The organism is Deinococcus sp. YIM 134068 (assembly GCF_036543075.1).
Taxonomy (GTDB): Bacteria; Deinococcota; Deinococci; order Deinococcales; family Deinococcaceae; genus Deinococcus; species Deinococcus lichenicola.
Map to the genome: position 1 here is coordinate 54,984 of NZ_JAZHPF010000012.1, position 21,265 is coordinate 76,248.

Here is a 21,265-nt window from a genome sequence, read left to right on the forward strand (position 1 = left end):
GAACGCTTGACGTGTAAAAAAGAGCGTCCTGAACGTGCTCTGTTCTCCCTCCCTCCTTGTGGGGGAGGGCCGGGGAGGGGGGTGACGAGCACCGCTCGTCCTTCTGCTGGACGACAAAAACACTGCCTCTCCCCAATCTGCAAGTTCACATCAGGCGTTTTAAGGGGGGAGGTTGAGGGAGTGAACGGGCCGAACCTTCCAGAAAACGAGTCCTTTACCTCCAGCCGGCACCCAAAGAGGGGCGGGGCGGCTAACCTGCCCGCCGCCCCGCCCTGGGTCCACTGCACCCGCTTACTTCACCAGGCCGATGTCCCGCAGGACGTTCTTCGTGCGGTTGGCCTCCAGCTTGAGGTACACGTCGAACTTGCTGCCGCTGAGGTACAGGTCGGTCCACTTGCGCTCGGCGAGGGTGTCCTTCCACGCCTTCGAGGCGTGCAGCTTGTCCATCGCGGCGACGAGGGCGGCCTTTTCCTGCGCGCTGATGCCGGGAGGGGCCACGATGCCGCGCCAGTTGGAGAGGTCCACGTTGTAGCCCTGCTCCCTCAGGGTCGGCACCGGGATGCCCGCCTGACGCTTCGGCGCGCTGATGCCGATGGCGCGCAGACGGCCCGCCTTGATCTGCGCCTCGAACTCGCCGTACCCGGCCACGCCCGCCGCGACCTGATTGCCGAGGACCGCCGCCAGCGTCTCCCCGCCGCCGCTGAAGGGGACGTAGTTCATCCGCTTGGGATCGACGCCCGCCGCCTGGGCGAGCAGCCCGACAAGCATATGGTCGGTGCCGCCCGCGCTGCCGCCCGCGAAGGCGACCGAGCCGGGGTTGGTCTTCCACGCGGCGGCGAGGTCCTTCATCGTCTTGTAGGGGCTGGCGGCGGGCACGACCACGACCTCGTACTCCCCCGTCAGGCGGGCGATGGGGGTCACGCGGCTGAGGTCCACCTTGCTGGAGTTGGTCTGGATAGCGCCTACCATCACGAGGCCCATCGTCATCAGAAGGCTGCCGTCACCCTTCGAGTTGTAGAGCTGTGCGAGGCCGATGGTGCCGCCCGCGCCGGGCACGTTGAACACCTGCACGGGCCGGGCGAGGCCCTCGTTTTGCAGCACCGTCTGGATGGCGCGCGAGGTCTGGTCCCACCCGCCGCCGGGGCTGGCGGGGGCCATGATGCGGAGGTTGTTGACGCTCTGGGCGGCGGCGAGGGGGGCGAGGGCCGTCAGCACGGCGAGGGACAGGGCTTTGTACATAGTTCCTCCGGGAGAGTACGTGCCCGGTGGGAGGGCACGCGGCTTGATCTGTGATAGCTCGCTTAGCCTAGCGTAAAGATGGAGGGGGCGCAAGCCATTTTTTGCCGTGTGGGCGCAGATTTGTGGGCGCGTTATTTACAGCGTGAACGCAATGAACGGAAGAGGGCGGCCAGCGGTCAGCTTCCAGCTTCCAGCCCCCGGCGAGACCCTAGAATCCGGGAAGCGACATGCCACGTTCTTCACGCGCCCCCCTGGGCTTGCAGGGCCGTCTCGTGCGGCTGCATCTGCTCGTGCTGTGCGGGATGACGGCGCTGCTCGTGGGCGTCCAGACCGCCTATCTGTACGGGCAGGCGCGCGAACGGCTGGGGGAGCGGGCGCTCACGACGAGCCGCCTCGTGGCCCGGCTGCCCGTGGTGGTGCGCGGGACGGAGGCGGGGGCGCAGAATCCGGCGCTGAACATTCAGGTCAACGCCCTGCGGGACGGGGCGGGGGCCGACTTCATCGTGGTGGGGGACCGCCGGGGGCTGCGGCTGGCGCACCCGGTCCCCGAGCGGCTGGGGCAGCCGATGGAGGGCGGCGACAACGTGGAACCCTTCGCGGGCCGCGAGGTCGTGAGCGTGGCGCGCGGCAGCCTCGGCGTAAGCGTGCGCGGCAAGGTGCCCGTGTGGGCGGGCGGCGTGGGCGGCGGGCGGGTCGTCGGCGTGGTGAGCACGGGCTACCTGATGCCGCAGGTGTGGTCCCTCGTGCGGGAGGCCCTGCTCAGCCTCGCCCCGTGGTTCCTGCTCGCGCTGGGGCTGGGGACGGTGGGCGCGGTGTGGACGGCGCGGCGGCTGCGGGCCTCCATCCTCAACCTCGAACCCGAGCAGATCGCGGCGCTCGTCGGGCAGCACCGGGCAGTTCTCGCCGCGCTGCGGGAGGGCGTGATCGCGGTGGACGCGGGCGGAATCGTCACCCTCGCCAGCGACCGGGCGGCGGAGGCGCTGGGACCGGGCACGTCCGTCCCCTGCCGTCTCGCCCCCGTGTGGCCCGAACTCGCCGCCCGGCCCGTGGTACGCCAGCAGAACGTGGAACTCACCCTGCGCGGCCAGCCCGTCCTCGTGAACGTGGAGCCGCTGGAGGGGGGCGGCTTCGTCGCGTCCTTCCGCGACCGGGCGGAGGCGCTCGCCCTCGCCGACGAGCTGACCCATGCGCGCGGCTTCGTGGACGTGCTGCGTGCCCAGACGCACGAGTACCAGAACCGCCTGCACGTCCTGTCGGGCCTGCTCCAACTCGGCAGGCCGCAGGAGGCGCTGCGCGTGCTGAACGCCGAGATCGAGGCGGACGCCCAGTTTCGGCAACTCCTCCGCGACGTGCAGGTGCCCCGGCTGGTCGCCCTCCTCGCCGGGAAGCGGGAGCGGGCGCAGGAACTCGGCTTGGGGTTCCACGTCGCCGAGGACAGCGAACTCTCGCCCGTCTGGGAGCGGCACGCCGATACCCTCGTGACCGCCGTGGGCAACCTGACCGAGAACGCCTTCGAGGCGCTCGCCGGGCGCGCGGGCACCGTGACCGTCCTCATCGGCGAGGACCCCGAGGGCGCGCAGATCGAGGTCCGCGACGACGGCCCCGGCGTCTCCGAGGAGGTCGCCGCCCGGCTTTTCACGCGCGGGGCGAGCAGCAAGGGCGAGGGGCGCGGCTACGGGCTGGCGGGCGTGGCCGCGCGGGTGGGGGCGCTCGGCGGGAATATTCGCTTCACCCGCCGGGGCGGGCAGACGGTCTTTCAGGTGAACCTGCCCACTCCGGTTCAAGCTGTCGCCCCACTGGAGCGCGCGTGACGCGGGTGCGGGTCCTTCTCGTGGAGGACGACCTGCGGGTGGCGCGGGTGAACCGCGACCTGCTGGAGCGGGACCCCGACGTGCATGTGGTCGGCAGCGCGGCCACACTCGCGCAGGCGGACGCGCTGGCCCACGCGCTCGCCCCCGACCTGATCCTGCTCGACGTGCATCTGCCCGACGGGAACGGGCTGGGGCTGCTGCGCCACTGGCGGGCCGGGGGCCGCACGACCGACGTGGCCCTCATCACCGCCGCCGACGACGAGGCGAGCGTCAAGGCCGCGCTGGCGCAGGGGGCCTTCGACTACCTCATCAAGCCGTTCACGGGCGCGCGTCTCGCCGAAGTGATCGCCCGGCACCGCGCCCGCCGCACCGCGCGGGGCACCCTCGACCAGACACACCTCGACCGCCTGCTGGGGGTGGGGTCGGGATCGCCGGAGCCGTTGCCGCGCGGCATCGACCCACACACGCTGGAGCGGGTGGCGCAGGTCCTCGCCGGGGCCGGGGGTGCCCTGAGCGCCGAGGAGGTCGGCGACCGGACGCACCTCTCCCGCGTCACCGCCTGGCGCTACCTCGAACATCTCGTGCGGGTGGGCCGCGCCACGCTCGACCATCAGTACGGGCTGGCGGGGCGGCCCGCCAAGTTGTACCGGGCGCGGGAGGGTGAGGGGGGAGATCGGGCGTGAGGGTCGTCACGTCGCCCCCTCACCCCGGCCCTCTCCCACGGGGGGAGAGGGAGAAAAAACACGGCGTCGCTTGACTAATGCTCTTGCTCTTTGCTCCCTCCCTCCTTGTGGGGGAGGGTCGGGGAGGGGGGTGACGAGCACCGCTCGTCCTTCTGCTCGAGGATGAAAACACACCGCCTGCCCAGCCTGTGATTCACATCAGGCGTTCTTGAGCGGGAGGCCGGGATTCGGAGAGCTGCGAAGGAGGAGAGGGGGTGAACAGGCCGAGCCGACCAAAAAACCACCCTGTCATCCCACCGGCTTCCCCCGCTAGACGAACTGCTTCCTCGCCCACCGTCGCTCCTGACCTGTTGCCTACACTGTGCCCCGATGCGCGCCCCGCCCCGCCTCCCCGCCGTTTTGCTCGCGCTGACGCTGGCCTCCCTGACGTTGGGGCTGGTCGGCTGCGCGCCGATCACGGTGAGGGCGGCCCGCGCGCCCGCCCTCGACCTGAGCGGCCCCGCGCCCGACGTGGTGATCCTGAGCGTGTCGGGGCGGTGTGGGCCGCCGTGTCTGCCGCCGCGCGACAACTGGGATTATCTGTCGTCGCGCGGGACGGTGGACCTGCTCGCGGACGCCATCGCGGGGGTGGGCTACCGGGTGCAGGTCGCCGGGTACGCCTCGAACGCGGCGGAGACCGTGACCTCCCGGCAGGCGCGGGCCGAGCAGCGCGGCTACGCGGCCCTGCGGGCGGACTTCGCGCGGATGCGCCGGACGTGGCTCGCCGGACCGCGCCCGCCCCGCCTCGTGCTGCTGGGGCACTCGCAGGGGGTGGCGTGGCTGCACCACCTCGCCCGCGCGAACCCGGACGTGGCCTTTGCCCTCCAGATCGACCTCGACGGCATCTGCGCGGCGTGGCGCTCGGATCACGGGGCGGCGTTGCGGGACGCGCCGGACGGGACCCCCTCCGTCCTGACCGCCTGCGACCTCGTGCGCGCGGGGGGCCGCGCCGTGCGGAACAAGGACGTGGTGTGGCCGAACGTGGCCCGCAACCTAGAGGTCCTGAGCAAGCGCCTCCCCGCCCGCGTCAGCGACAGCGGCGGCTATCTGCTGAACTACCTCTTCGACCCCACACGCAATGCCCGGCCCGACGGGGGCACGCGCGGCATTGAGGTCTTCGTTTCTGGCCGCGAGGACCACAGCGCTGTCTCGTACCCGAACAGCGACGCGCTCGCGTGGGCGGCGGGCCGCACCGTTCGCATCGCGCAGGACTGGAAGCGGACGGATGCGGGGGTGCCGACGTTGAATTGAGCGTTGGGAGCGGTCAGCCGTCAGCTTTCAGCAGTCAGGCAAGGACCTGGGAGGGCAGGGACGCCAGCCACGCCGCCGCGTCCTGCGGGCCGAGGAGGTGGGCACCGCGTTCGGGAGGGAACCACGCGAGCAACGCCGCCCCCTCCTCCAACTTCCCGAAGACGACCTTGTGATCGCCGTCCGCGAGCCAGAGCAGGCCGGAGGGGGTGGCGGTCACGCGCTCGCCCACGGGCCGCGCCCCGCCCAGCCACACGGCGTCCACCTCCGCGCCGTCGGCGGGATTGAGGGTGCCCGGCAGGCAGCCGTAATTGACGGGGGCGGGCCGGGCTTCTCGTCGGAGGGGCACGACTTCCCCATCGCGCCATACGAAGCGGTCCACCTCCCCGCGCGTCCACTCGACCACGCCGACGACCGCACCCACGGTCAAGGCTGCACCTCATACAGCTCGACCTGCCGCAGCACGTTGCCCCCGAAGGTGATGACCGCGCGGAAAGCGCCGGAGTCGGGGGCGTCCAGCCGGAAGACCGCCTCCCGCTGCGCCGCGTCGAGGTACACGCTGTCGCGGCCCAGTTCGCGCGCCCCGTCGAACCACGCCACGCTGAGGTAGCCCGGCGAGAAGCGCCCGTCCACCCGCGCCCGCAGAACGAGGGTATCGCCGTCGCGCTCCAGCGTCGCGGTCGTCACCCGCGTGGGGAACTCCGGCTCGACGGGCGCGGGTACGAGCGGGACGAAGGCGTAGCGGCACCCCGACAGCGCGGGCGTAAGCAAGCACGCCAGCAGCAGCAGCCGGGCGGGAAGGGGAGAGGGGCGAAGCATGGAGGGAGTGTAGGCGGCGGGGGTGAGGGGGAGGAGGTGTGTTGCTCCTCCCCCCTTGCGATGCCTGATGTGAATCGCGGGTTGAGCATTGAAGGCGTTTTCGTCGTCCGGCAAGAAGACGAGCGTCGCTCGTCACCCCTCTCCCCAGCCCTCTCCCGCAAGGGGAGAGGGAGCAAAAAGCACACCCGGCACGCTTATTTTCTAATTCACTTCAGGCGTTCGTAGGGGAGACCGGGGGGAAGCAAGCCCCGCTTGCCCGTTCACCCTCAGAAGACCCTCTCCAACTCCACCAAGACCCTCTCCCTCACCCCTCGCGCGGCAGGCCGCTCAGCGCCACGAGTGCGTTCCAGTCGTCGGGCTGCTCGGGGTCGTCGAGGGCGGCGCGGTTCCTTCCCGTGAAGCCGCACCGCTGGCAGCGGTAGAGGATGACCCAGCCCTTCTTCCCGCTCTGATCCAGGCCGATGGGTTTGAGGAGTCCGTGGCAGTCGCTGGCGCGGTCGCCGGGCTGGATGTCCACGTGGAGGGAATGCAGGCACGCCGGGCAGTGGTTCCGCACCGAGCCGTTGGACAGGGGCCGGACCTCCACGCCGCAGTGGGCGCAGGTGAAGGCGTTGTTCGTGCCCCGCACCGTGAAGCGGCGCTCGCCCGTCATCCCCGGTCCCCCCTCGACCCTCCGGAGTGCCGGGCCATCCAGCGGGCGTCCAGAAAGGCGCGGATGCTCTCCACGGCCACGAGGCAGATGCCGAGGACGAGGAAGCCCAGCCCCGCGAGGCTCACGAGCCAGCCCTGCCAGTTGCTCACGCCCGCCAGCATGCCCACCACGAAGACGAGCAGGCCCGCGAACATGCTGAAGCCCACTGTCAGCCGCCATGCCCACACGCTCCCGCGCCACACCTGCCCCAGCAGCACGGCGGTCGCGGCGGCGTACAGTACGTTGCGCGCCAGATTGTCCGTCTGCCCCTGCACCAGCCGCCCCAGAAACGGCGTCGTCGCCAGCATGAACAGCCCCGCCAGCACGACCAGGGTGGGAATACGCCCCGCCTCCGCCAACGCCGAATTGAAGGGGGAAGACTGCGGACCACGCCGGGGGGAACTCACGCGGTCATTCCACCACAGGGACGCGGGCGGGACGGGGGGAGGAGTTACGAGGGAGGCGGGGCGCGGGAGAAGAGTCCTCGTGTTTTGGCTGACCGCTGATCGCTGAAAGCTGACGGCTGAAAGCTGCCCGCCCCCTCACTCCTGCCGGTCGCCCGGCTCCACCCGTGGGGGCGGCGGCAGCGGAGTCGTGTCCGCCGGCAGCCACCACGGGGCGCGGACGGGCCGTGACCGCGACCACTCGAAGGCGAACAGGCGCTCGTACTCCGCCACTGCCCCGGCGTCGCTCGTGGCGAGGGTGTACTCACCGAGGCCCAGCCACCCGAAGGCGGAGTGGTGGAGATTCTGGCTGCCCACCGTGAGCATCGCGCCGTCGATGAGGGCGGCTTTGGTATGCAGACCCCCCGCCGGGGCGTACCAGCAGGCCTGAATGTGGTCGGCCAATCCCAGCGGCGCGAGTTCGGCCTCCATCCCGCGCAACAGGGCGAGGGTCTCGGCCTGAAGGAGCGGGTCGTAGTCCAGCAGCAGCCGCAGGGTGACGCCGCGTTCCCGGATGGCGCGGACGGCGGCCCGCCACACGGGGAGTTGGAACGCGGGCGGGCAGCCGCCGGGGTCGGAGAGGCGGCCCACACAGCCCAGCGTCCCGCTCACCTGCGACTGGATCACGTCTATTCGGGTCCGTGCCGCGCCGAAGAGGGCGATCACAGCGTCGTCGGCGTCGGTGTACCCGTTGCGGCGGTAGAGGCCGTACACGCGGGCACTCCCGGCGGTGGGGGCGTGGGAAACCCAGCGCAGGGGCCACGGCGCGGTTCGCCCAGTGAAGGTGCAGTCGCGCCGCAGCGTGCCCGGCGTGGGGTGGGAACGGCACGTCAGCGGGCGGCTCAGCGCCCACGCGTCGCGGAAGGTGGCGACCGCGTGCCGGGCGACGGGGCCGCGCACCCACAGGCCGAGGTCGGCGAGGCCGAAGCCGCCCGCCCCCACCGGGAGATGGTGCCCGCTCACGTTGAACCCGCCCGCCAGCACCGCCTCGCCGTCGCGCACGACGAGCTTGACATGGCTGTGGGGCAGCGCGTGCGTGTAGTTGGCGAGTTCCAGTCGCCAGCCGGGAAGGGAGTCGCCCGCCAGCGGCACGCCCGCCTCCAGCAGATGCCGCGCGGCGTGGAGGGCGTTCGCGGTCGGGTCGAGCAGGTCGCCGAGGCGGATGGAGTTCCCGAGCATGACGCGCACCGTCACGCCGTCCGGATACCGCTCCGGGTGCGTGGCGAGGTCGCGGCGCAGGTCGGCGATGGCCCGCGCCAGCCCCGCGCCGGGCGCGTTCGGCCCGTCGTCCCACAGCATGTTGGCGATCAGGAGTTCGCGCCGCGTGCGCCGCACCTCGGCCTCCACCTCCTCGAAAGCGCCCCTCGTGTGGTGCGGCTGCGGACTGTACGCGGGGTCGGCGTTCGGAAAGTGCAGCAGGCCCTCCACCCGGTTGCCACAGCTCAGGGCCGCGCCCTGCCCGAGCGTGCGCTCGTACAGCAGGCGGTCGAGGGGGGCGGTCGGCGGCGGGCAGGTGTTCAGGCCGAGGCCGTCCAGCGCGGCGAGGTCGGGCCGGGGCAGCGAGCCGCGCACGACCTCGAAGCCCGCCGGGAAGACGGCCCGCCCCGCCGCCTCCGCGTTCCGTCCCGGTCCCGCCAGCAGGGTCAGGAGGGCGAGCGCCCGGAGGAGGGGGCGCATGGGGACGGCGGAACGCACCCGCGCAGGGTAGCGTTCAGCTCATGGGCACGGCGGCGAAGGTCAGCACAGTCGGGGGGTGTCGGCGGGGGCTGCTAGCCTGCGGCATGTTCCCCAAGCCTTTCCAGAACAGGCAGCCCGCGTGAGGGTCCTGAGCGTCCACGTCGGCCAGCCCACCGCCGCGCAGGTCGGGCCGAAGAGCATCGTGACGGGCATCTGCAAGCGTCCCGTCCCCGGTCGCGTCCGCGTAACGGTGGAGGGACTGGACGGTGATCACGTGATGAACCGCAAGTACCACGGTGGCCCCGATCAGGCCGTCTACGTCTACACCCGCGAGGATTACGGGTTCTGGAACAGCACGCTCGGCGTCACTCTGGACCCCGGCATCTTCGGCGAGAACCTGCTCGTCGGGGGGCTGGAGTCGGCGGGCGTCCGCATCGGCGAGCGGTTCCGGGTCGGCCCGGTGCTGCTGGAGGTCACGGCACCGCGTATTCCCTGCGCCACCCTGGGTGCCCGGATGGAGGACCCCGGCTTCGTAAAACGCTTCCGGGAGGCCCGGCGGCCCGGCTTCTACACCCGCGTGCTGGAGGGAGGAGATGTGGGGGAGGGCGACGGGGTGACGCGCGAACCCGGCTCAGAGGGAGGACCTACCGTCGCCGAGGTGTTTGACGCCTGGTCCGCGAAGACGCTCCCGCGCGCCGAGTTGGAGCGCCTGCTCGCCGCGCCACTCGCCATCCGCTTCCGGCAGGGATTGGAGAAGCTGCTGGCGACGGCCTGAGCGCACCATTCAGGAGGATGAGTCAGGAAGGCGGGACGCCGTGGAGGAGTTTTCTCCCTGTGGCGTCCCGCCCGTCAACCCGTGGTCTCTCTGTCCCTACGCCCGCAGCAGCTCCCCGTAATACTTCCGCAGCTTGGCGACCTTCGGGGCGATCACCGCCATGCAGTAGCCCTGGCGCGGGTTGCGCGCATAGTAGTCCTGGTGGTAGTCCTCGGCCACGTGGAACTCGCTGGCGGGTTCGATGGTCGTCACGATGGGCCGGTCGAAGACGTTCTGCGCGGTGAGGTCGGCGATCACCTCGCGCGTCTCGCGCTCCTGCTCGTCATTCAGCGGGAAGACGGCGCTACGGTACTGGGTGCCCGCGTCCGCGCCCTGCCGGTTGAGGGTGGTCGGGTCGTGCGTGGCGAAAAAGAGGCCCAGCAGGCCCCCAAAGCTCACCTGCGCGGGGTCGAAGGTCAGGCGCACCGCCTCGGCGTGCCCGGTCGTGCCCGAACACACGCTGCGGTAGTCGGGGTTGGGCATGTGGCCGCCGATGTACCCGCTCTCGACCTTGCTGACGCCCCGGATGTCCTTGAACACGGCCTCGGTACACCAGAAGCACCCGCCCGCAAGGATGGCCTGTTGCTGCCCGGTCTGAGAAGAAGTCATGGGCGGATTCTCGCGTATCTGGCGCGGGGGCGGGGGGATGGGGGCACGGTTCGAGAGGCTTGTGGCGTGTGGAGAACTGCGGGTGGGCCTTTTCTACAGGCCACGAGCCACGTGCCACAAGCCCTCACCCCAGCAGCAACCGCCCCGCCACCACCACCACGATCACCGCGTAGATCACCTTCACGAAGCCGCTGCCGCGCAGCATCGCCATCCGCGCGCCCACGAAGGCCCCGGCGGCGTTCGCCACGCCGAGCGGCAGGCCGATCCACCACACCATCTGGCCGCCGAGCAGGAAGAAGAGGAAGGCCCCCATGTTCGTGGCGAAGTTGATCGTCCGCGCGTTGCCGCTCGCCCGCACGAGGTTGAAGCCCGCCAGCGCGAAGAGCAGCATCAGGAAGGTGCCCGTGCCCGGCCCGAGGAAGCCGTCGTACACGCCGACCACGAACGCGCCCGGCAGCGTCAGCGCCAGCGTCCGGGCGGTCAGGCCGGGATAGCGGTCCTCCAGCCCGAAGCGTTTGTTCGCCAGCACGAGCGCCCCCACACCGAGGATGACCACCGCCACGAGCGTGCGGAAGGCGGCGGGGTCCACGAAGCGCACCAGAAAGGCCCCCAGCGCACTTCCCACGAGGGCGAGCGGGATGAGCCGCCCCACGAGCGCCCGCTCCACGTGCCCCTTGCGCCAGTACTGCACGGTCGCGCTGCCCGAGCCGAAGATGGCGAGCAGCTTGTTCGTCGCCACGGCCTGCGCGGGGGTCAGCCCCATAAAGAGCAGGGTGGGCAGCGTGATCGTGCCGCCGCCGCCCGCGATGGCGTCGATGAACCCGGCGAGAAAGGCGAGGGGGAGGCCGTAGAGGAGGACTTCGGGACCAGGCACGGGGGGGAGTATGGCGCAGCCGGACCTACTCCATCCGCCGCAGGGCTGGAACGAGCGAGCCGAGGAGCGCCGCCCCCACAAGTAGCCCCCCGGCCCCGAGCAGCGCCCCCGGCGGCCCCAGTGCATTTGCCGCCACACCCGCCACTACGAAACCCACAGGCACGAGGCTGGAGGACACCAGACTCGTCAGGCCGAACACGCGGCCACGGTAGGCGTCGGGGATTCGGGTTCCGACCCAGGCGGGATACAGAACGTTGGAGACCATCGCCAGCCCGTCGATGAGGAGGACGGCGAAGAGGCCCACCCCGACCTCACGGGCCAACGCCAGCGGCAGGTAGCCCAGCAGGCCCGCCGTGAGGAGACTTCCCAGAATCGCCAGTCCGCGCCGCCGCACCCGCACGCGGCCCATCAGGGCGGCCCCGCCCAGGATGCCCACGTTCATCGCCGTGAGGTAGAGGCCGTAGGCGGCGGCAGGCTGCCTCAGCGTCCCCGTGACGAGGAGCGGGAGCGCCACGGCCAGGGTCGCCCCGCTCAAGTTGATGACGGCGAACAGCCCCAGCAGCGAGAGGAGCGCCGGGTGGCCCCGCGCGTAGCGTAAGCCCGAGCCGATGTCCTGCCAGATAGACGCGGGCGACGTTTCCCCGACTACCCCCGCCCCCGCCCGCAGGCTCAGCAATCCCGCGACAAGGACGCCGAAGGACAACGCGTTGACCGCCACCGCGCCGCCCGCTCCCACCGCCACCAGCAGCACCCCGCCCAGCGCCGGACCCAGGATGGCCGCGACGTTATCCCCCAGCAGGAAAAGTGCCTGAGCGCGTTGCAGACTCTCGCGGGGCACGAGGGCGGGCAGCAGCGCGTCGAAGGCGGGGTTGGAGAGGGCGCTGACGCCCCCGTACGCGAAGGCCAGCAGGTAGAGGTGCCACAGCGTCACCGCGTCCGCCAGCGCCAGCCCCGCGAAGGCGGCCATCAGCAGCCCGCGCACGGTGTTTGCCGCCACGAGCAGACGGCGGCGGTCGGTGCGGTCGGCCAGCGCCCCACCCAGCAGCGCCAGCCCGATCCCAGGCACCACGGCCACGAGCAGCAGGCCGCTGAGCGCCGCCGCCGATCCCGTCAACTCCAGCAGCAGCGCGACCTGCGCCACCCGGAAGATGCCGTCCCCCAGCCCCGAGAAGGTCTGTGCTCCCCAGAGAACGGCGAAGGGGCGATTCTGGAAGAGCGCCGGGAGCGCCGTGTCCCTCAACAGCTCTACTCCTGATCCTTCCCCAGCTCACTCCCCCGCCGCGTCGCCGCCACCACCGCCCGCATGAACGCCCCGCGCACGCCCGCCACCTCCAGCGCCTCCAGCCCCGCAATCGTGGTCCCGCCGGGGCTGGCAACCTCATCCTTGAGCTGGCCGGGATGGGCACGCTGCTGGAGGAGTTCACCGCTGGCGACGAGCAGCTTGGCGGCGAGTTCGTTGGCAAGGGGGCGGGGCAGGCCCATCCTCACGCCGCCGTCCGCGAGCGCCTCGGCGACGACGGCGGCGTAGGCGGGACCCGACGCGCTCATCCCCGTAAAGGCGTTGAAGAGGTGTTCGGGCAGGTCGTAGGCGTCGCCCACCGCGCCGAAGAGCTGGCGGGCGAAGTCGAGGTCCCCGGCGTCCTGCGCCTCGCGGGGGGCAGTGATCGCCGTCTGGCTGCGGCCAATCGTGGCGGCGAGGTTGGGCATTACCCGGACGACGCGCCGCGTGCCCAGCCCCCGCACGAGGGTGGAGGTGCTGACGCCCGCCATCGTGCTGATGTACCCGGTGTTCTCCTGCGCGAGCCAGTCGCTGATCTCGGGGAAGACGCGCGGCTGCACGCTCACGAGGATGCGTTCGGCCCCGGAGAGGTCGGCGGCGGTGATGCGGCGTGCCCCGGTGCGGGTGGCGAGGTCGGCGGCGCGGGTGGTGTTGGCGTCGAGCAGGCCGATCTCCCCGGCGGGCAGGACCCGGCGTGACGTGACCCCTTCGAGGAGGGCGAGGCCGAGTTTGCCGACGCCGACGATGGCGAGTCTCATGGGGGGAGTATAGGAGGGGGCGGCGGGGGGTCGGGGGGGAGCTGCCTACGCGTGGTTCGTGTTCTGGGGAAGGAGGGGAGGGGCATCTTGCCTCGGCTTGCCCCCACCCCCCAGACTTGCAAAGCTGCGAAGCAGAGGGGGCAGGGGGAGCGGCGCTGCGCTAGGCAAAGGGCCTGTTGGCCGCGCCCGTGGTCGGGTTCCCGGCGTGGCAAGGTTTGATCTTGTTGCGGTCTATTTGGAAGGCCCACCCAGGAAGCTCCGCGAGCAAGGCGTGGTGGTGGCGTGGGGCGTCCGCTCACGGGCAAGCATCGGGCGTCGAGAGTGACGGTTTTTGGGGAGCGAGAGCTTGAGCTTCTTCTCTCCCTCTCCCCTCGTGGGAGAGGGCCGGGGTGAGGGGGCGACGTGACGACTCAACTACCTATCCCCGCCTCATCCCTCATCCCTTCCCTCACCCGGTCCCTCCGGCAGGCTGAGGAACGCCTCCAGCAGCGCCGGGTCCAGGTGTCTTCCCGACATGCGGCCCAGTTCGGCGAGGGCGTCCTCGTGGGTCCAGGAGGGCTTGTAGGGGCGCTCGCTGGTGAGGGCGTCGTACACGTCCACGACCGTGAAGAGGCGGGCGAGAAAGGGGATGTCCTCCCCCTGGAGGCCGTCGGGGTAGCCGCGCCCGTCCCAGCGTTCGTGGTGGTGGCGCACGACGGCGAGGACCTCGGGGGGCACGAAGCCCTGTTCGCGCAGGATGAACTCGCCGATGGTGGCGTGGCCGCGCATCAGCTCGCGCTCGGTGGCGGTCAGGGGGCCGCGCTTGAGCAGCACCGCGTCGGGGATGGCGATCTTGCCGAGATCGTGCAGGTACGCGCCCCAGCGCAGGTGGGCGAGGTCGTCGTATTCGAGGTCGAGATGGGTGCCCAGTCGCAGGGCGAGCCGGGTCACGCGGTCGGTGTGGCCCTTGGTCTCGTAGGAGCGGTATTCGAGCACTTTGCCCAGGACGTTGAACGCCTGCTCGCGGGTGCGCGCCAGCGTCCACAGCGCCGTCTGCCGCTCGGCGGCCTGCCCCACCCGCTCGGCGAGGAGGGCGAGCAGGCCGGGCGTCTCCGGGGCGGGCTGCGCGCCCGCGCGGGTGTCGAGCAGGGCGAGGACGCCGCTCGTGCGTCCGGCGTTCCGCACCGGGGTCAGCAGCGCACTCGTCAGGGGCGCGGGCAGCAGCGGGTGGGGCGCGGTCAGCGCCAGGGGTTCGCCTCCCCCGGCCACGCGGCGCACCATGTCCGGCGGAAGGTGGCGGGCGGCGGGGCGCTGCTCTGCTCCCCCCACCTCCTGCCCACCCACCTCCAGCACGGCGGAAATCTCGCCCACACGGAAGCCGGAGTCGGACCCACCGCGCAGGGTGAGGTAGGCCCCCGCCTGCGCGCCGCTCGCCCCGACGAGGTGGCTCAGCCCGCGCTCGGCGAGGGTGGAGGGGAAGTCCGTCTCCCCCAGGCTCCGCAGCAGGCTGGTGGGGGTGCGCCCGCCTTCCGCCTCCGGGCCGCCCCCCGCGAGGCTGGCGAGGAGGGCCGGATGCCGCGCCGCGCCTTGCAACGCTGCCCACCCCTCCGGCACCGGGGAGAGGGGGCGATAGGGGCACGCGAAGACCCAGGCCCCACACGTCTCCCCGGCGGCCCGCAGCGGCACGACGAGCAGGTACCCGCGCTCGGCGAGGTCGGGCACGGGCAGCAGGTAGGGGGTGAGGTCGCGGCTGTGGGGCAGGCGGCGCAGCAGGGAGGCGCGCAACAGGGCACCCACGCCCGGCCCGCTCAGGCTGCCCAGGGTGAGGGGACCGTTCAGCTCCCCGGCCCCTCCCTCCCCGCTGCCTGCCCCCCCGGTCCCCCGCGTGACGAGCGCCGCGCCGGTCGCCCCCAGCAGGCGCATGGCCGCGTGCAGGGGCGCGTCGGGGGTCGCCTCGTGGGTGGTGAGCGCGAGCAGGCGGCGGTGCAACTCGGCGGCGAGGCGTCCGGCGCGAACGCGGTGCCCGGCCTCGTGGCGCTCGCGGGCCTGCCGCGCGACGTGCGCGAGCACCTGCGCGGCGGCCCCCGCATCCTCCTGCGGGCCGGGGGCCGCCCACTCCACGTCCCCGCACAGGGTCTCCCCGTCGAGGACGGGCACGCGGAGGACGGAAGCGGAAGACGAGACCTGCTCCCCCGGCCCCGCCTCGCCCCGCCAGGCCAGGTGGGCGGTGTGGAGCCGCACCCCGTCGCTCAGGCGCACCCGCACCCTGGCCCCGTCCCGCGCGAGCCACGCGGCGGCGGCATGCAGCGCCTCGGCGAAGGGAAGGCCCAGCCAGCCCAGCAGGGCTGGGGGGATGGCGGCGGGGACGGGCGGCGCGGTGGCGGGCACGGGGACGGGCGGCGCGGCGGGGGCGGGCCAGCATAGCCTCAGCTCGTCCGGGCGGTCCGGGTCGGCCAGCAGGGCGGCGGAGGGCGCGCGTCGGCCCAGGCCGGGCAGCCGCAGCCCGGCGACCCCCGACCCCGGCAGCCTCGCGTGGCCGGTCAGGCGGGCGCGGGTCAGGTGCGGCTCGGTCAGGTCGGGCAGCCACGCGAGCGCCGCCCTGGCCTCGGCGGGTGAGTCAGCGTGCAGCGTCAGGGTCCCGTCAGACAGCCAGCGCACCCTGATTCCACCGGGCGCGACGTGGGGCGGGCGTGGTCGGTCCTCCGTGTCGCCCCCGGACGGGTCGGGTGAGGCCCACGCATGCGAATGGACGGCCCTGGCGTGGACCGCCTGGGGGCTGGAATGGGCAAGGACGGGGGCGCTGGCGCGGCTCGACTTCAAAGGTGGGTGCTCCTCCGGGCGCTGCACTGTCGCACGTCTGCCCGTTAGAAGTATTCGGTTGTGGGCCACTGAATCAAGGGCCAGTCAGTCAGCAACGGCTGAGCTTGAGCATCCCCGTGCCCCGGAGGGGGCATGGGAGCGCCGAGGAACCTCGCGGGACCTCGGACCGGGTGCGTCGAGGAGAAGGATGAACGTTGATCGTGTGGAAGGGACGGCGACGCGGGCGAGATGCTTCCTCTCCACGCCCTGCAACCCACAGTCCGTCTCCCCGCACTACACTCGGCCCATGCTCGTGTACGTGCTGCCCGGCACCCTGGAAACCCGCGACCCCGACCTCGACCTGCTGTGGGAGGCGGGTGCCACCGGACTGGAGGAGCGCGCGGGCGTGGTGCGGGCCTACTTCGATGACCGGATCGAGCTGCCCGCGCCCGTCTCGGACGGCGAGTGGCGCGAGGAGGCGGATCAGGACTGGCAGGCCGAGTTCAGGCGCACCCTGCGCCCGGTGCGGGCGGGCCGCGTGACGATGGTGCCGCCGTGGCTGCGGGGCGAGGTGGAGCCGGGGCAACTCGCGGTTGTCATCGAGCCGGGCATGGCCTTCGGGACCGGGCACCACGAGACGACGCGCATGGCGGTGGAGGCGCTGTCGGGGCTGGGACTGGAGACGCTCGGGCCGCAGGGCGGGGGCGCGCGGGTGCTCGACGTGGGCACCGGAAGCGGCGTCCTCGCCATCGCGGCGGTGCTGCTGGGCGCGCGCGTCGCGCTGGGGCTGGACATCGACCCCATCACCATTCCGATTGCTGTCGAGAACGCGGAGATCAACGGGGTGCGGGACCGGACGGTGTTCGTGGAGGGTGCCCTGGGTGAGGCGGACGTTCACGACGGTGGACTCGGCCTCGTCGGGTATGACGTGCTCGTCGCCAACCTCTACGCGGAGTTGCACGACCTGCTGATGGGGGAGTACGCCGGGCATCTGATCGGGGGAAAGCCGGTCGTCCTCACGGGCATCCTCACGGCCAGACTCGACCTCGTGCGCGCCGCGCTGGCCCGCGAGGGCTTCACCGACGTGCGGGAGACGTTCGATGGGGAGTGGGCGCTCGTCACGGCCCGCGCGCCCGCCCGGCCATGACCGCCCACCGCGTCCGGGTGGACGCCCTGACTCCCGAGATGACGCTCGGCCCGCGTGAGGCGCGGCACCTCCACGTCCTGCGGCTGCGGACGGGCGACGCCGTGCGCGTGTTCGACGGACGCGGGGCGGAGGCGGAGGCGACCGTGGAGGTGCTGGACGAGGGGCGGGCGGTCCTCACGCTCGGGCCGCTCCTGACCGGGGCCGCCGAGACGCCGCAACCTGTCACGCTCGCCGCGCCGCTCCTCAAGGGCGACAAGCTCACGGATGTGGTGCGGGCCGCCACCGAACTCGGCGTCTCGCGCGTGCAGCTCGTGGTCACGCGCCACGCCGACGCCCGCGAGATCGGCGCGCAGAAGCTCTCGCGCCTTCGCCGCATCGCCGAGGAGGCGAGCAAGCAGTCGCGCCGCGCCGTCACGCCCGAGGTGCTGGCCCCGGTGCCCCTCGCGGAGTTGACGTGGGACGGTGCCCTCCTCGTCGCCCATCCCGGTGCCGTGGCCCGCCTCACCGATCACCTGAACTGGGACGCGCCCGTCACCCTCCTCACCGGCCCGGAGGGTGGCCTCGCCGACGCGGAAGTCGCCTCGCTCGTCTCGCGCGGCGCGGTCGCCGTCACCCTCGGCCCCCGCGTCCTGCGCGCGGAGACGGCCCCGGTGGCGCTGCTCGGGGCGCTGGTGGCGACGGGGGTGTGAGGGTCGGGAGGTGCAGGAGCGTGGGGAGGAGGAAGGTTCGTTCTTTTACTCCCATTTGAACAGTTGGTGTGAGGGACGGATCAGGGGGGCGAGGACGTTCTCTCTGTCTGGCAGGAGGACGAGCGGTACTCGTCATCCCCCTCCCCCACAAGGAGGGAGGGAGAACAAAGCTCAAGCTCTCGCTCTTTTGGCTCCTCCCCCTTGAGGGGGGAGGCCGGGTGGGGGTGAGTGGGCCTGGCCTCCCCGGAGGGCAGAATGACAACTCCTCTCGTCCTCCAAAAGCAAGCCGTCGCTCCGGGTCCCCCACCCTTCGTTGTCCCTTGCGCCCACCAAGAGAAGACCGAACCGGCCTGGCTTCCGATTCGATCAGAGATGAGGAGGGGTAGGACCTCAGCTCTTGCACCTCATGTCCTTGCCAAAATACTTGACCATCATCGCGGTGTAGGCGGGGTCTTGGCGAAGCGGTCGAGGCTGGCGTTCAGGGCGAGGCGGGTGGAGTCGCTGTCCTCGCCCAGCATCATGCCGATGGGCACGCTCCACAGCTCGGGGCCGAAGTTGACGGGCACCTTCGGAAACTGGCGCTTGAGGGCGAGCTGCATCGCGCTGTAGACGAAGGTGGCATCCACGTTGCGGGTCAGCACGGCCATCGTCAACTCCTCGTTCGTGGAGTAGACGGTAACGCGCTTCTCAAAGGGAAACTTCTGGACGTACGCCTGCATCACGCTGCCCGCGCTCACGCCGATGGTCTTGCCCACGAGCTGCTTCGGTTCCTTGAGGCGGGGGTCGAGCGACACCAGCGCCACGCCCGCGCAGACGGTGGGGCGGGTGAAGTCGGTCCGGTTCTCGCGCGTGCTCGTGTGCGCCAGCGCCCCAAGGGCCACGTCCGCCCGGTTCTCCTGCAAGGCCTTCGTCAGCCCGTCGAGCCGCACGCGCTCGTAGGACACGTTCACGCCGAGGTCGGCGGCAAGCTGCTCGATCAGCTCGATCTCGAACCCGCTCGGCTGCACGCTCGTGCCCATCGTGAAGGGCGGGATGTCGCCCGGCGTCGCCACGCGCAGCACGCCGCTCTCCTTGATCGCGGAGAGGGGCCGCGCCCCGGCGTGGGGGGCACACAGGGCGAGGGCGAACGTGGTCAGGGTCAGGGTCAGGAGGCGGAGGCACGTGGAGGCATGGGTCATGGTCGGGGTCCTTGCATAGTCGGGGTCCTTGTCTGTTGAAGCTGCGTTACCGCGAGCTTAATTCCCCCTTCATCACATCTTCCTGACAGGGGAGGGCCGGGTGGGGGGAGGGGAGCGGGGCCACCTCGGCTACACTCCGGGCATGGCTTTGTGGCTGGTGGTGCTGTTCATCGTGCTGAGCGCGACGCTGATCCTCGCGCTCACCCTCGGGCCGCTGAGGACGGCGGCGAACGTCCGGGTGCTGCGCCTCTTCGTGGGCGTGCAGTACGCGGCGGCGGCGCTCCTCGCGGGTGCCCGGTTGCTGGGGAGCGCGTGACCGCCCCCACCGAGTCCGGGGTACGGACCCTCGACCTGCACTTTCAGGACACGCCGGGCGTGATCGCCGCCTCGGTCCTCGACACGGGGGACGGGCTGGCGGTCGTGGACGTGGGGCCGGGAAGTACGCTGGGCGCGTTGGAAGCCGGATTGGCGGGGCTGGGGGCCTCCCTCGCCGATGTGCGGCACCTCCTCCTCACCCACATCCACCTCGACCACGCGGGGGCGGCGGGGACGATCCTCGACCGGGTGCCTGAAGCGCGGGCCTACGTCCACGAGCGCGGCGCGGCGCACCTCTCCCGCCCGGAGCGGCTGCTGGCGAGCGCGGGCCAGATTTACGGCGAGCACATGGACCGCCTGTGGGGCGAGATGCGCCCCGTGCCCCCCGACCGCCTGACCGTCCTCGCGGGTGGGGAGACCCTGCGGCTCGGACGGCTGGAGGTTCTGCCCCTGTATACGCCGGGCCACGCCGTCCACCACCTCGCGTACCACGTGGGAGACGACCTCTTCGTGGGAGACGTGGGCGGCATCCGGCTCTCGGAGCGGCAGACGCCCCGCGCCCCCACCCCGCCGCCGGACATCGATCTCCCCGCCTGGCGGGCGAGCGTGGTCCGGCTGCGGGAACTGGACGCCCAGACTCTCCACCTCGCGCACTTCGGCCCCCATCCCACCTCGGCGGCCCACTGGGACGGCCTGCTCGCCAGTCTGGAGACGGACGCGGGCCGGGTCCGCGACGGGCTGGGGCGCGGGCAGGACGCGGCGGAATTGACGGACACGTTCACCCGCGCGCTGCTGGACGAGCTGCGGGCCGAGGACCCGACCCTCCCCGCCCGCTACGAGTTCGCCTGCCCCCCGTGGATGAGCGTGCAGGGGCTGGTCCGGTACTGGCAGCGTGCGGCGGCGCGCGGGAGCGCCTGATGCGCGTCCTCGTCGTGGGAGGCGGGGGCCGCGAACACGCCATCGTGGACGCCTGCGCGCGGGCGGGGCACGAGGTCCTCTGCACGCCCGGCAACCCCGGCATCGCCCGTCAGGCACGCGTGCTCGCCTCCCCGCAGGACCCCGACGCGCTCGCCGACCTCGCCGTGCGGGAGGAGGTGGAGGTCGTCATCGTCGGCCCGGAGGCGTACCTCGCTGCCGGACTCGTGGACGCCTGCCGGGAGCGCGGCGTGCCCGCCTTCGGCCCGACCCGCGCCGCCGCCCGGCTGGAGGGCGACAAGGCGTGGAGCAAGGCGTTCATGCTTCGGCACGGCATCCCGACCGCCGCCCACCGCAGCTTCTCGGACCTGGGGGAGGCGCTGGCCCACGCCGCCTCCCAGCCCCTCCCCCTCGTCGTCAAGGACGCGGGCTTGCGGGCCGGGAAGGGCGTCACCATCGCCCACACGCACGGGGAGGCGGAGGCGGCGCTCCGCGACATCTTCACGCAGCCGGACGCCGGGGCCGTGCTGGAGGAGTTCATGACCGGGCAGGAGGTGACGGTCCTCGCCCTCACCGACGGCGAGCGGTACGCGCTGACCCCGCCCAGCCAGGACCACAAGACGATCTTCGAGGGCGACACCGGCCCCATGACGGGCGGGATGGGCGTGATCTGCCCCTTCCCGCTCTCAATGGAGGACCTTCAGCGTATCCGCGCCGAAATCATCGAGCCGACCCTCGCCGGGATGCGTGCGGAGGGCCACCCCTTCGTGGGCGTGCTGTACGCGGGGCTGATGCTCACGCCGCAGGGGCCGAGGGTCGTGGAGTTCAACGCCCGCTTCGGCGACCCAGAGGCGGAGGCCGTGCTGCCCCTGCTCGATTCCGACCTCGCCCGGCACGCCCTCGACGCGGCGCGCGGGCACCTCGACCCGGACACGGTGCGCTTCCGCACGGGCGCGAGCGCCGTCGTCATCCTCGCCGCGCCCGGCTATCCCGGCGAGCCGGAGAGGGACATCCCCCTCACCCTGCCCGACCCCGAGCCGGGGGAGACGATCTACCACGCCGGGACCGCCGAGCGGGAGGGGCGGCTCGTGAGTAGCGGGGGCCGGGTGCTGGCGGTCACGGCCACGGCACCGGGCCTGAACGCCGCGCTGGGCCGCGCCTACGCCCTCGCTGACCGGGTGGGCTTCGCGGGGGCGCAGCTTCGCCGTGACCTCGGTGCCCGCATCGGCGCGCGGCCCGAGCCTCCCGCCGTTTGACCC

Annotated in this window: 21 protein-coding genes; 9 read left to right on the forward strand and 12 right to left on the reverse strand. The window is 72.1% G+C overall.

All coding sequences use genetic code 11. From position 1 onward, the window contains the following. Nucleotides 1-291: 291 nt before the first annotated feature. Nucleotides 292-1,239, reverse strand: a complete 948-nt coding sequence (locus V3W47_RS12525; RefSeq protein WP_331825556.1) for a Bug family tripartite tricarboxylate transporter substrate binding protein — start codon at nucleotides 1,237-1,239, stop codon at nucleotides 292-294. Nucleotides 1,240-1,466: 227 nt separating this feature from the next. On the opposite strand from V3W47_RS12525, the gene V3W47_RS12530 reads away from it, so the two are divergent. The 3 genes from V3W47_RS12530 (at nucleotide 1,467) to V3W47_RS12540 (ending at nucleotide 5,023) form a co-directional block, all read left to right on the forward strand. Further along, entirely contained in the window at nucleotides 1,467-3,050 is a 1,584-nt protein-coding gene (locus V3W47_RS12530; RefSeq protein WP_331825557.1) for an ATP-binding protein, read from the forward strand. Next, nucleotides 3,047-3,733 carry a response regulator gene (locus V3W47_RS12535; protein ID WP_331825558.1) on the forward strand — a complete coding sequence of 229 codons (687 nt, stop codon included), beginning with the start codon at nucleotides 3,047-3,049 and terminating at the stop codon, nucleotides 3,731-3,733. Before V3W47_RS12530 ends, V3W47_RS12535 begins: the two co-directional genes overlap by 4 nt. Nucleotides 3,734-4,102: 369 nt before the next feature. After that, nucleotides 4,103-5,023 (forward strand): hypothetical protein, encoded by a 921-nt coding sequence (locus V3W47_RS12540; protein ID WP_331825559.1) that lies wholly within the window; start codon nucleotides 4,103-4,105, stop codon nucleotides 5,021-5,023. 34 nt (nucleotides 5,024-5,057) lie between these two features. On the opposite strand, the gene V3W47_RS12545 is transcribed toward V3W47_RS12540, so the two are convergent. The 5 genes from V3W47_RS12545 to V3W47_RS12565 form a co-directional block, all read right to left on the reverse strand. Beyond that, nucleotides 5,058-5,450, reverse strand: a complete 393-nt coding sequence (locus tag V3W47_RS12545) for an inorganic pyrophosphatase (protein WP_331825560.1) — start codon at nucleotides 5,448-5,450, stop codon at nucleotides 5,058-5,060. Then, the gene (locus V3W47_RS12550; protein ID WP_331825561.1) at nucleotides 5,447-5,839 is read right to left on the reverse strand and encodes a hypothetical protein; all 393 of its coding nucleotides are present in this window, start codon (nucleotides 5,837-5,839) and stop codon (nucleotides 5,447-5,449) included. The genes V3W47_RS12545 and V3W47_RS12550 overlap by 4 nt, the downstream gene beginning before the upstream one ends. 304 nt (nucleotides 5,840-6,143) lie before the next feature. Then, on the reverse strand, nucleotides 6,144-6,491 hold the full coding sequence (locus V3W47_RS12555; RefSeq protein WP_331825562.1) for an RNHCP domain-containing protein: 348 nt from the start codon (nucleotides 6,489-6,491) through the stop codon (nucleotides 6,144-6,146). Continuing rightward, a complete protein-coding gene (locus V3W47_RS12560) occupies nucleotides 6,488-6,937 on the reverse strand; it encodes a hypothetical protein (RefSeq protein ID WP_331825563.1) in 450 nt (149 codons plus the stop codon). Before V3W47_RS12560 ends, V3W47_RS12555 begins: the two co-directional genes overlap by 4 nt. Before the next feature lie 135 nt (nucleotides 6,938-7,072). After that, nucleotides 7,073-8,668 carry a phospholipase D-like domain-containing protein gene (locus V3W47_RS12565; RefSeq protein ID WP_331825564.1) on the reverse strand — a complete coding sequence of 532 codons (1,596 nt, stop codon included), beginning with the start codon at nucleotides 8,666-8,668 and terminating at the stop codon, nucleotides 7,073-7,075. Between the two features lie 121 nt (nucleotides 8,669-8,789). On the opposite strand from V3W47_RS12565, the gene V3W47_RS12570 reads away from it, so the two are divergent. Further along, a complete protein-coding gene (locus tag V3W47_RS12570) occupies nucleotides 8,790-9,425 on the forward strand; it encodes an MOSC domain-containing protein (protein ID WP_331825565.1) in 636 nt (211 codons plus the stop codon). Nucleotides 9,426-9,521: 96 nt separating this feature from the next. Here V3W47_RS12570 and msrA read toward each other — a convergent pair whose 3' ends face one another. The 5 genes from msrA to V3W47_RS12595 form a co-directional block, all read right to left on the reverse strand. Then, entirely contained in the window at nucleotides 9,522-10,073 is a 552-nt protein-coding gene (gene msrA, locus V3W47_RS12575; protein WP_331825566.1) for a peptide-methionine (S)-S-oxide reductase MsrA, read from the reverse strand. 124 nt (nucleotides 10,074-10,197) lie between these two features. Beyond that, entirely contained in the window at nucleotides 10,198-10,947 is a 750-nt protein-coding gene (locus V3W47_RS12580; RefSeq protein ID WP_331825567.1) for a TSUP family transporter, read from the reverse strand. A 25-nt stretch (nucleotides 10,948-10,972) separates the two neighbouring features. Further along, the gene (locus V3W47_RS12585) at nucleotides 10,973-12,187 is read right to left on the reverse strand and encodes an MFS transporter (RefSeq protein WP_331825568.1); all 1,215 of its coding nucleotides are present in this window, start codon (nucleotides 12,185-12,187) and stop codon (nucleotides 10,973-10,975) included. 5 nt (nucleotides 12,188-12,192) lie between these two features. Next, nucleotides 12,193-12,984, reverse strand: coding sequence for a pyrroline-5-carboxylate reductase (gene proC / locus V3W47_RS12590; protein WP_331825569.1), 792 nt, complete (start codon nucleotides 12,982-12,984; stop codon nucleotides 12,193-12,195). A gap of 429 nt (nucleotides 12,985-13,413) precedes the next feature. Continuing rightward, nucleotides 13,414-15,621: an HD domain-containing phosphohydrolase gene (locus V3W47_RS12595; RefSeq protein WP_331825570.1), complete on the reverse strand. Its 2,208-nt coding sequence runs from the start codon at nucleotides 15,619-15,621 to the stop codon at nucleotides 13,414-13,416. Nucleotides 15,622-16,069: 448 nt separating this feature from the next. On the opposite strand from V3W47_RS12595, the gene V3W47_RS12600 reads away from it, so the two are divergent. Both V3W47_RS12600 and V3W47_RS12605 read left to right on the forward strand, forming a co-directional pair. After that, nucleotides 16,070-16,909, forward strand: a complete 840-nt coding sequence (locus V3W47_RS12600; RefSeq protein WP_331825571.1) for a 50S ribosomal protein L11 methyltransferase — start codon at nucleotides 16,070-16,072, stop codon at nucleotides 16,907-16,909. Then, a complete protein-coding gene (locus tag V3W47_RS12605) occupies nucleotides 16,906-17,598 on the forward strand; it encodes a 16S rRNA (uracil(1498)-N(3))-methyltransferase (protein WP_331825608.1) in 693 nt (230 codons plus the stop codon). The genes V3W47_RS12600 and V3W47_RS12605 overlap by 4 nt, the downstream gene beginning before the upstream one ends. A gap of 431 nt (nucleotides 17,599-18,029) precedes the next feature. On the opposite strand, the gene V3W47_RS12610 is transcribed toward V3W47_RS12605, so the two are convergent. Further along, nucleotides 18,030-18,776, reverse strand: coding sequence for an ABC transporter substrate-binding protein (locus tag V3W47_RS12610; RefSeq protein ID WP_331825572.1), 747 nt, complete (start codon nucleotides 18,774-18,776; stop codon nucleotides 18,030-18,032). Nucleotides 18,777-18,918: 142 nt separating this feature from the next. Between V3W47_RS12610 and V3W47_RS12615 the strand changes: the two genes are divergently transcribed. The 3 genes from V3W47_RS12615 to purD are packed head-to-tail and all read left to right on the forward strand — an operon-like array spanning nucleotide 18,919 to nucleotide 21,262. Then, a complete protein-coding gene (locus tag V3W47_RS12615) occupies nucleotides 18,919-19,092 on the forward strand; it encodes a hypothetical protein (protein ID WP_331825573.1) in 174 nt (57 codons plus the stop codon). Beyond that, a complete protein-coding gene (locus tag V3W47_RS12620; RefSeq protein WP_331825574.1) occupies nucleotides 19,089-20,009 on the forward strand; it encodes an MBL fold metallo-hydrolase in 921 nt (306 codons plus the stop codon). Before V3W47_RS12615 ends, V3W47_RS12620 begins: the two co-directional genes overlap by 4 nt. Further along, a complete protein-coding gene (gene purD / locus V3W47_RS12625) occupies nucleotides 20,009-21,262 on the forward strand; it encodes a phosphoribosylamine--glycine ligase (protein WP_331825609.1) in 1,254 nt (417 codons plus the stop codon). Before V3W47_RS12620 ends, purD begins: the two co-directional genes overlap by 1 nt. Nucleotides 21,263-21,265 lie beyond the last annotated feature (3 nt).

Bases quoted from the DNA above. Each gene is read 5' to 3' on its own strand.
- V3W47_RS12525 (WP_331825556.1), bottom strand. From the start codon at position 1,239: ATGTACAAAGCCCTGTCCCTCGCCGTGCTGACGGCCCTCGCCCCCCTC.
- V3W47_RS12530 (WP_331825557.1), top strand. From the start codon at position 1,467: ATGCCACGTTCTTCACGCGCCCCCCTGGGCTTGCAGGGCCGTCTCGTG.
- V3W47_RS12540 (WP_331825559.1), top strand. From the start codon at position 4,103: ATGCGCGCCCCGCCCCGCCTCCCCGCCGTTTTGCTCGCGCTGACGCTG.
- V3W47_RS12550 (WP_331825561.1), bottom strand. From the start codon at position 5,839: ATGCTTCGCCCCTCTCCCCTTCCCGCCCGGCTGCTGCTGCTGGCGTGC.
- V3W47_RS12555 (WP_331825562.1), bottom strand. From the start codon at position 6,491: ATGACGGGCGAGCGCCGCTTCACGGTGCGGGGCACGAACAACGCCTTC.
- msrA (WP_331825566.1), bottom strand. From the start codon at position 10,073: ATGACTTCTTCTCAGACCGGGCAGCAACAGGCCATCCTTGCGGGCGGG.
- proC (WP_331825569.1), bottom strand. From the start codon at position 12,984: ATGAGACTCGCCATCGTCGGCGTCGGCAAACTCGGCCTCGCCCTCCTC.
- V3W47_RS12600 (WP_331825571.1), top strand. From the start codon at position 16,070: ATGCTCGTGTACGTGCTGCCCGGCACCCTGGAAACCCGCGACCCCGAC.
- V3W47_RS12605 (WP_331825608.1), top strand. From the start codon at position 16,906: ATGACCGCCCACCGCGTCCGGGTGGACGCCCTGACTCCCGAGATGACG.
- V3W47_RS12610 (WP_331825572.1), bottom strand. From the start codon at position 18,776: ATGACCCATGCCTCCACGTGCCTCCGCCTCCTGACCCTGACCCTGACC.
- V3W47_RS12615 (WP_331825573.1), top strand. From the start codon at position 18,919: ATGGCTTTGTGGCTGGTGGTGCTGTTCATCGTGCTGAGCGCGACGCTG.
- purD (WP_331825609.1), top strand. From the start codon at position 20,009: ATGCGCGTCCTCGTCGTGGGAGGCGGGGGCCGCGAACACGCCATCGTG.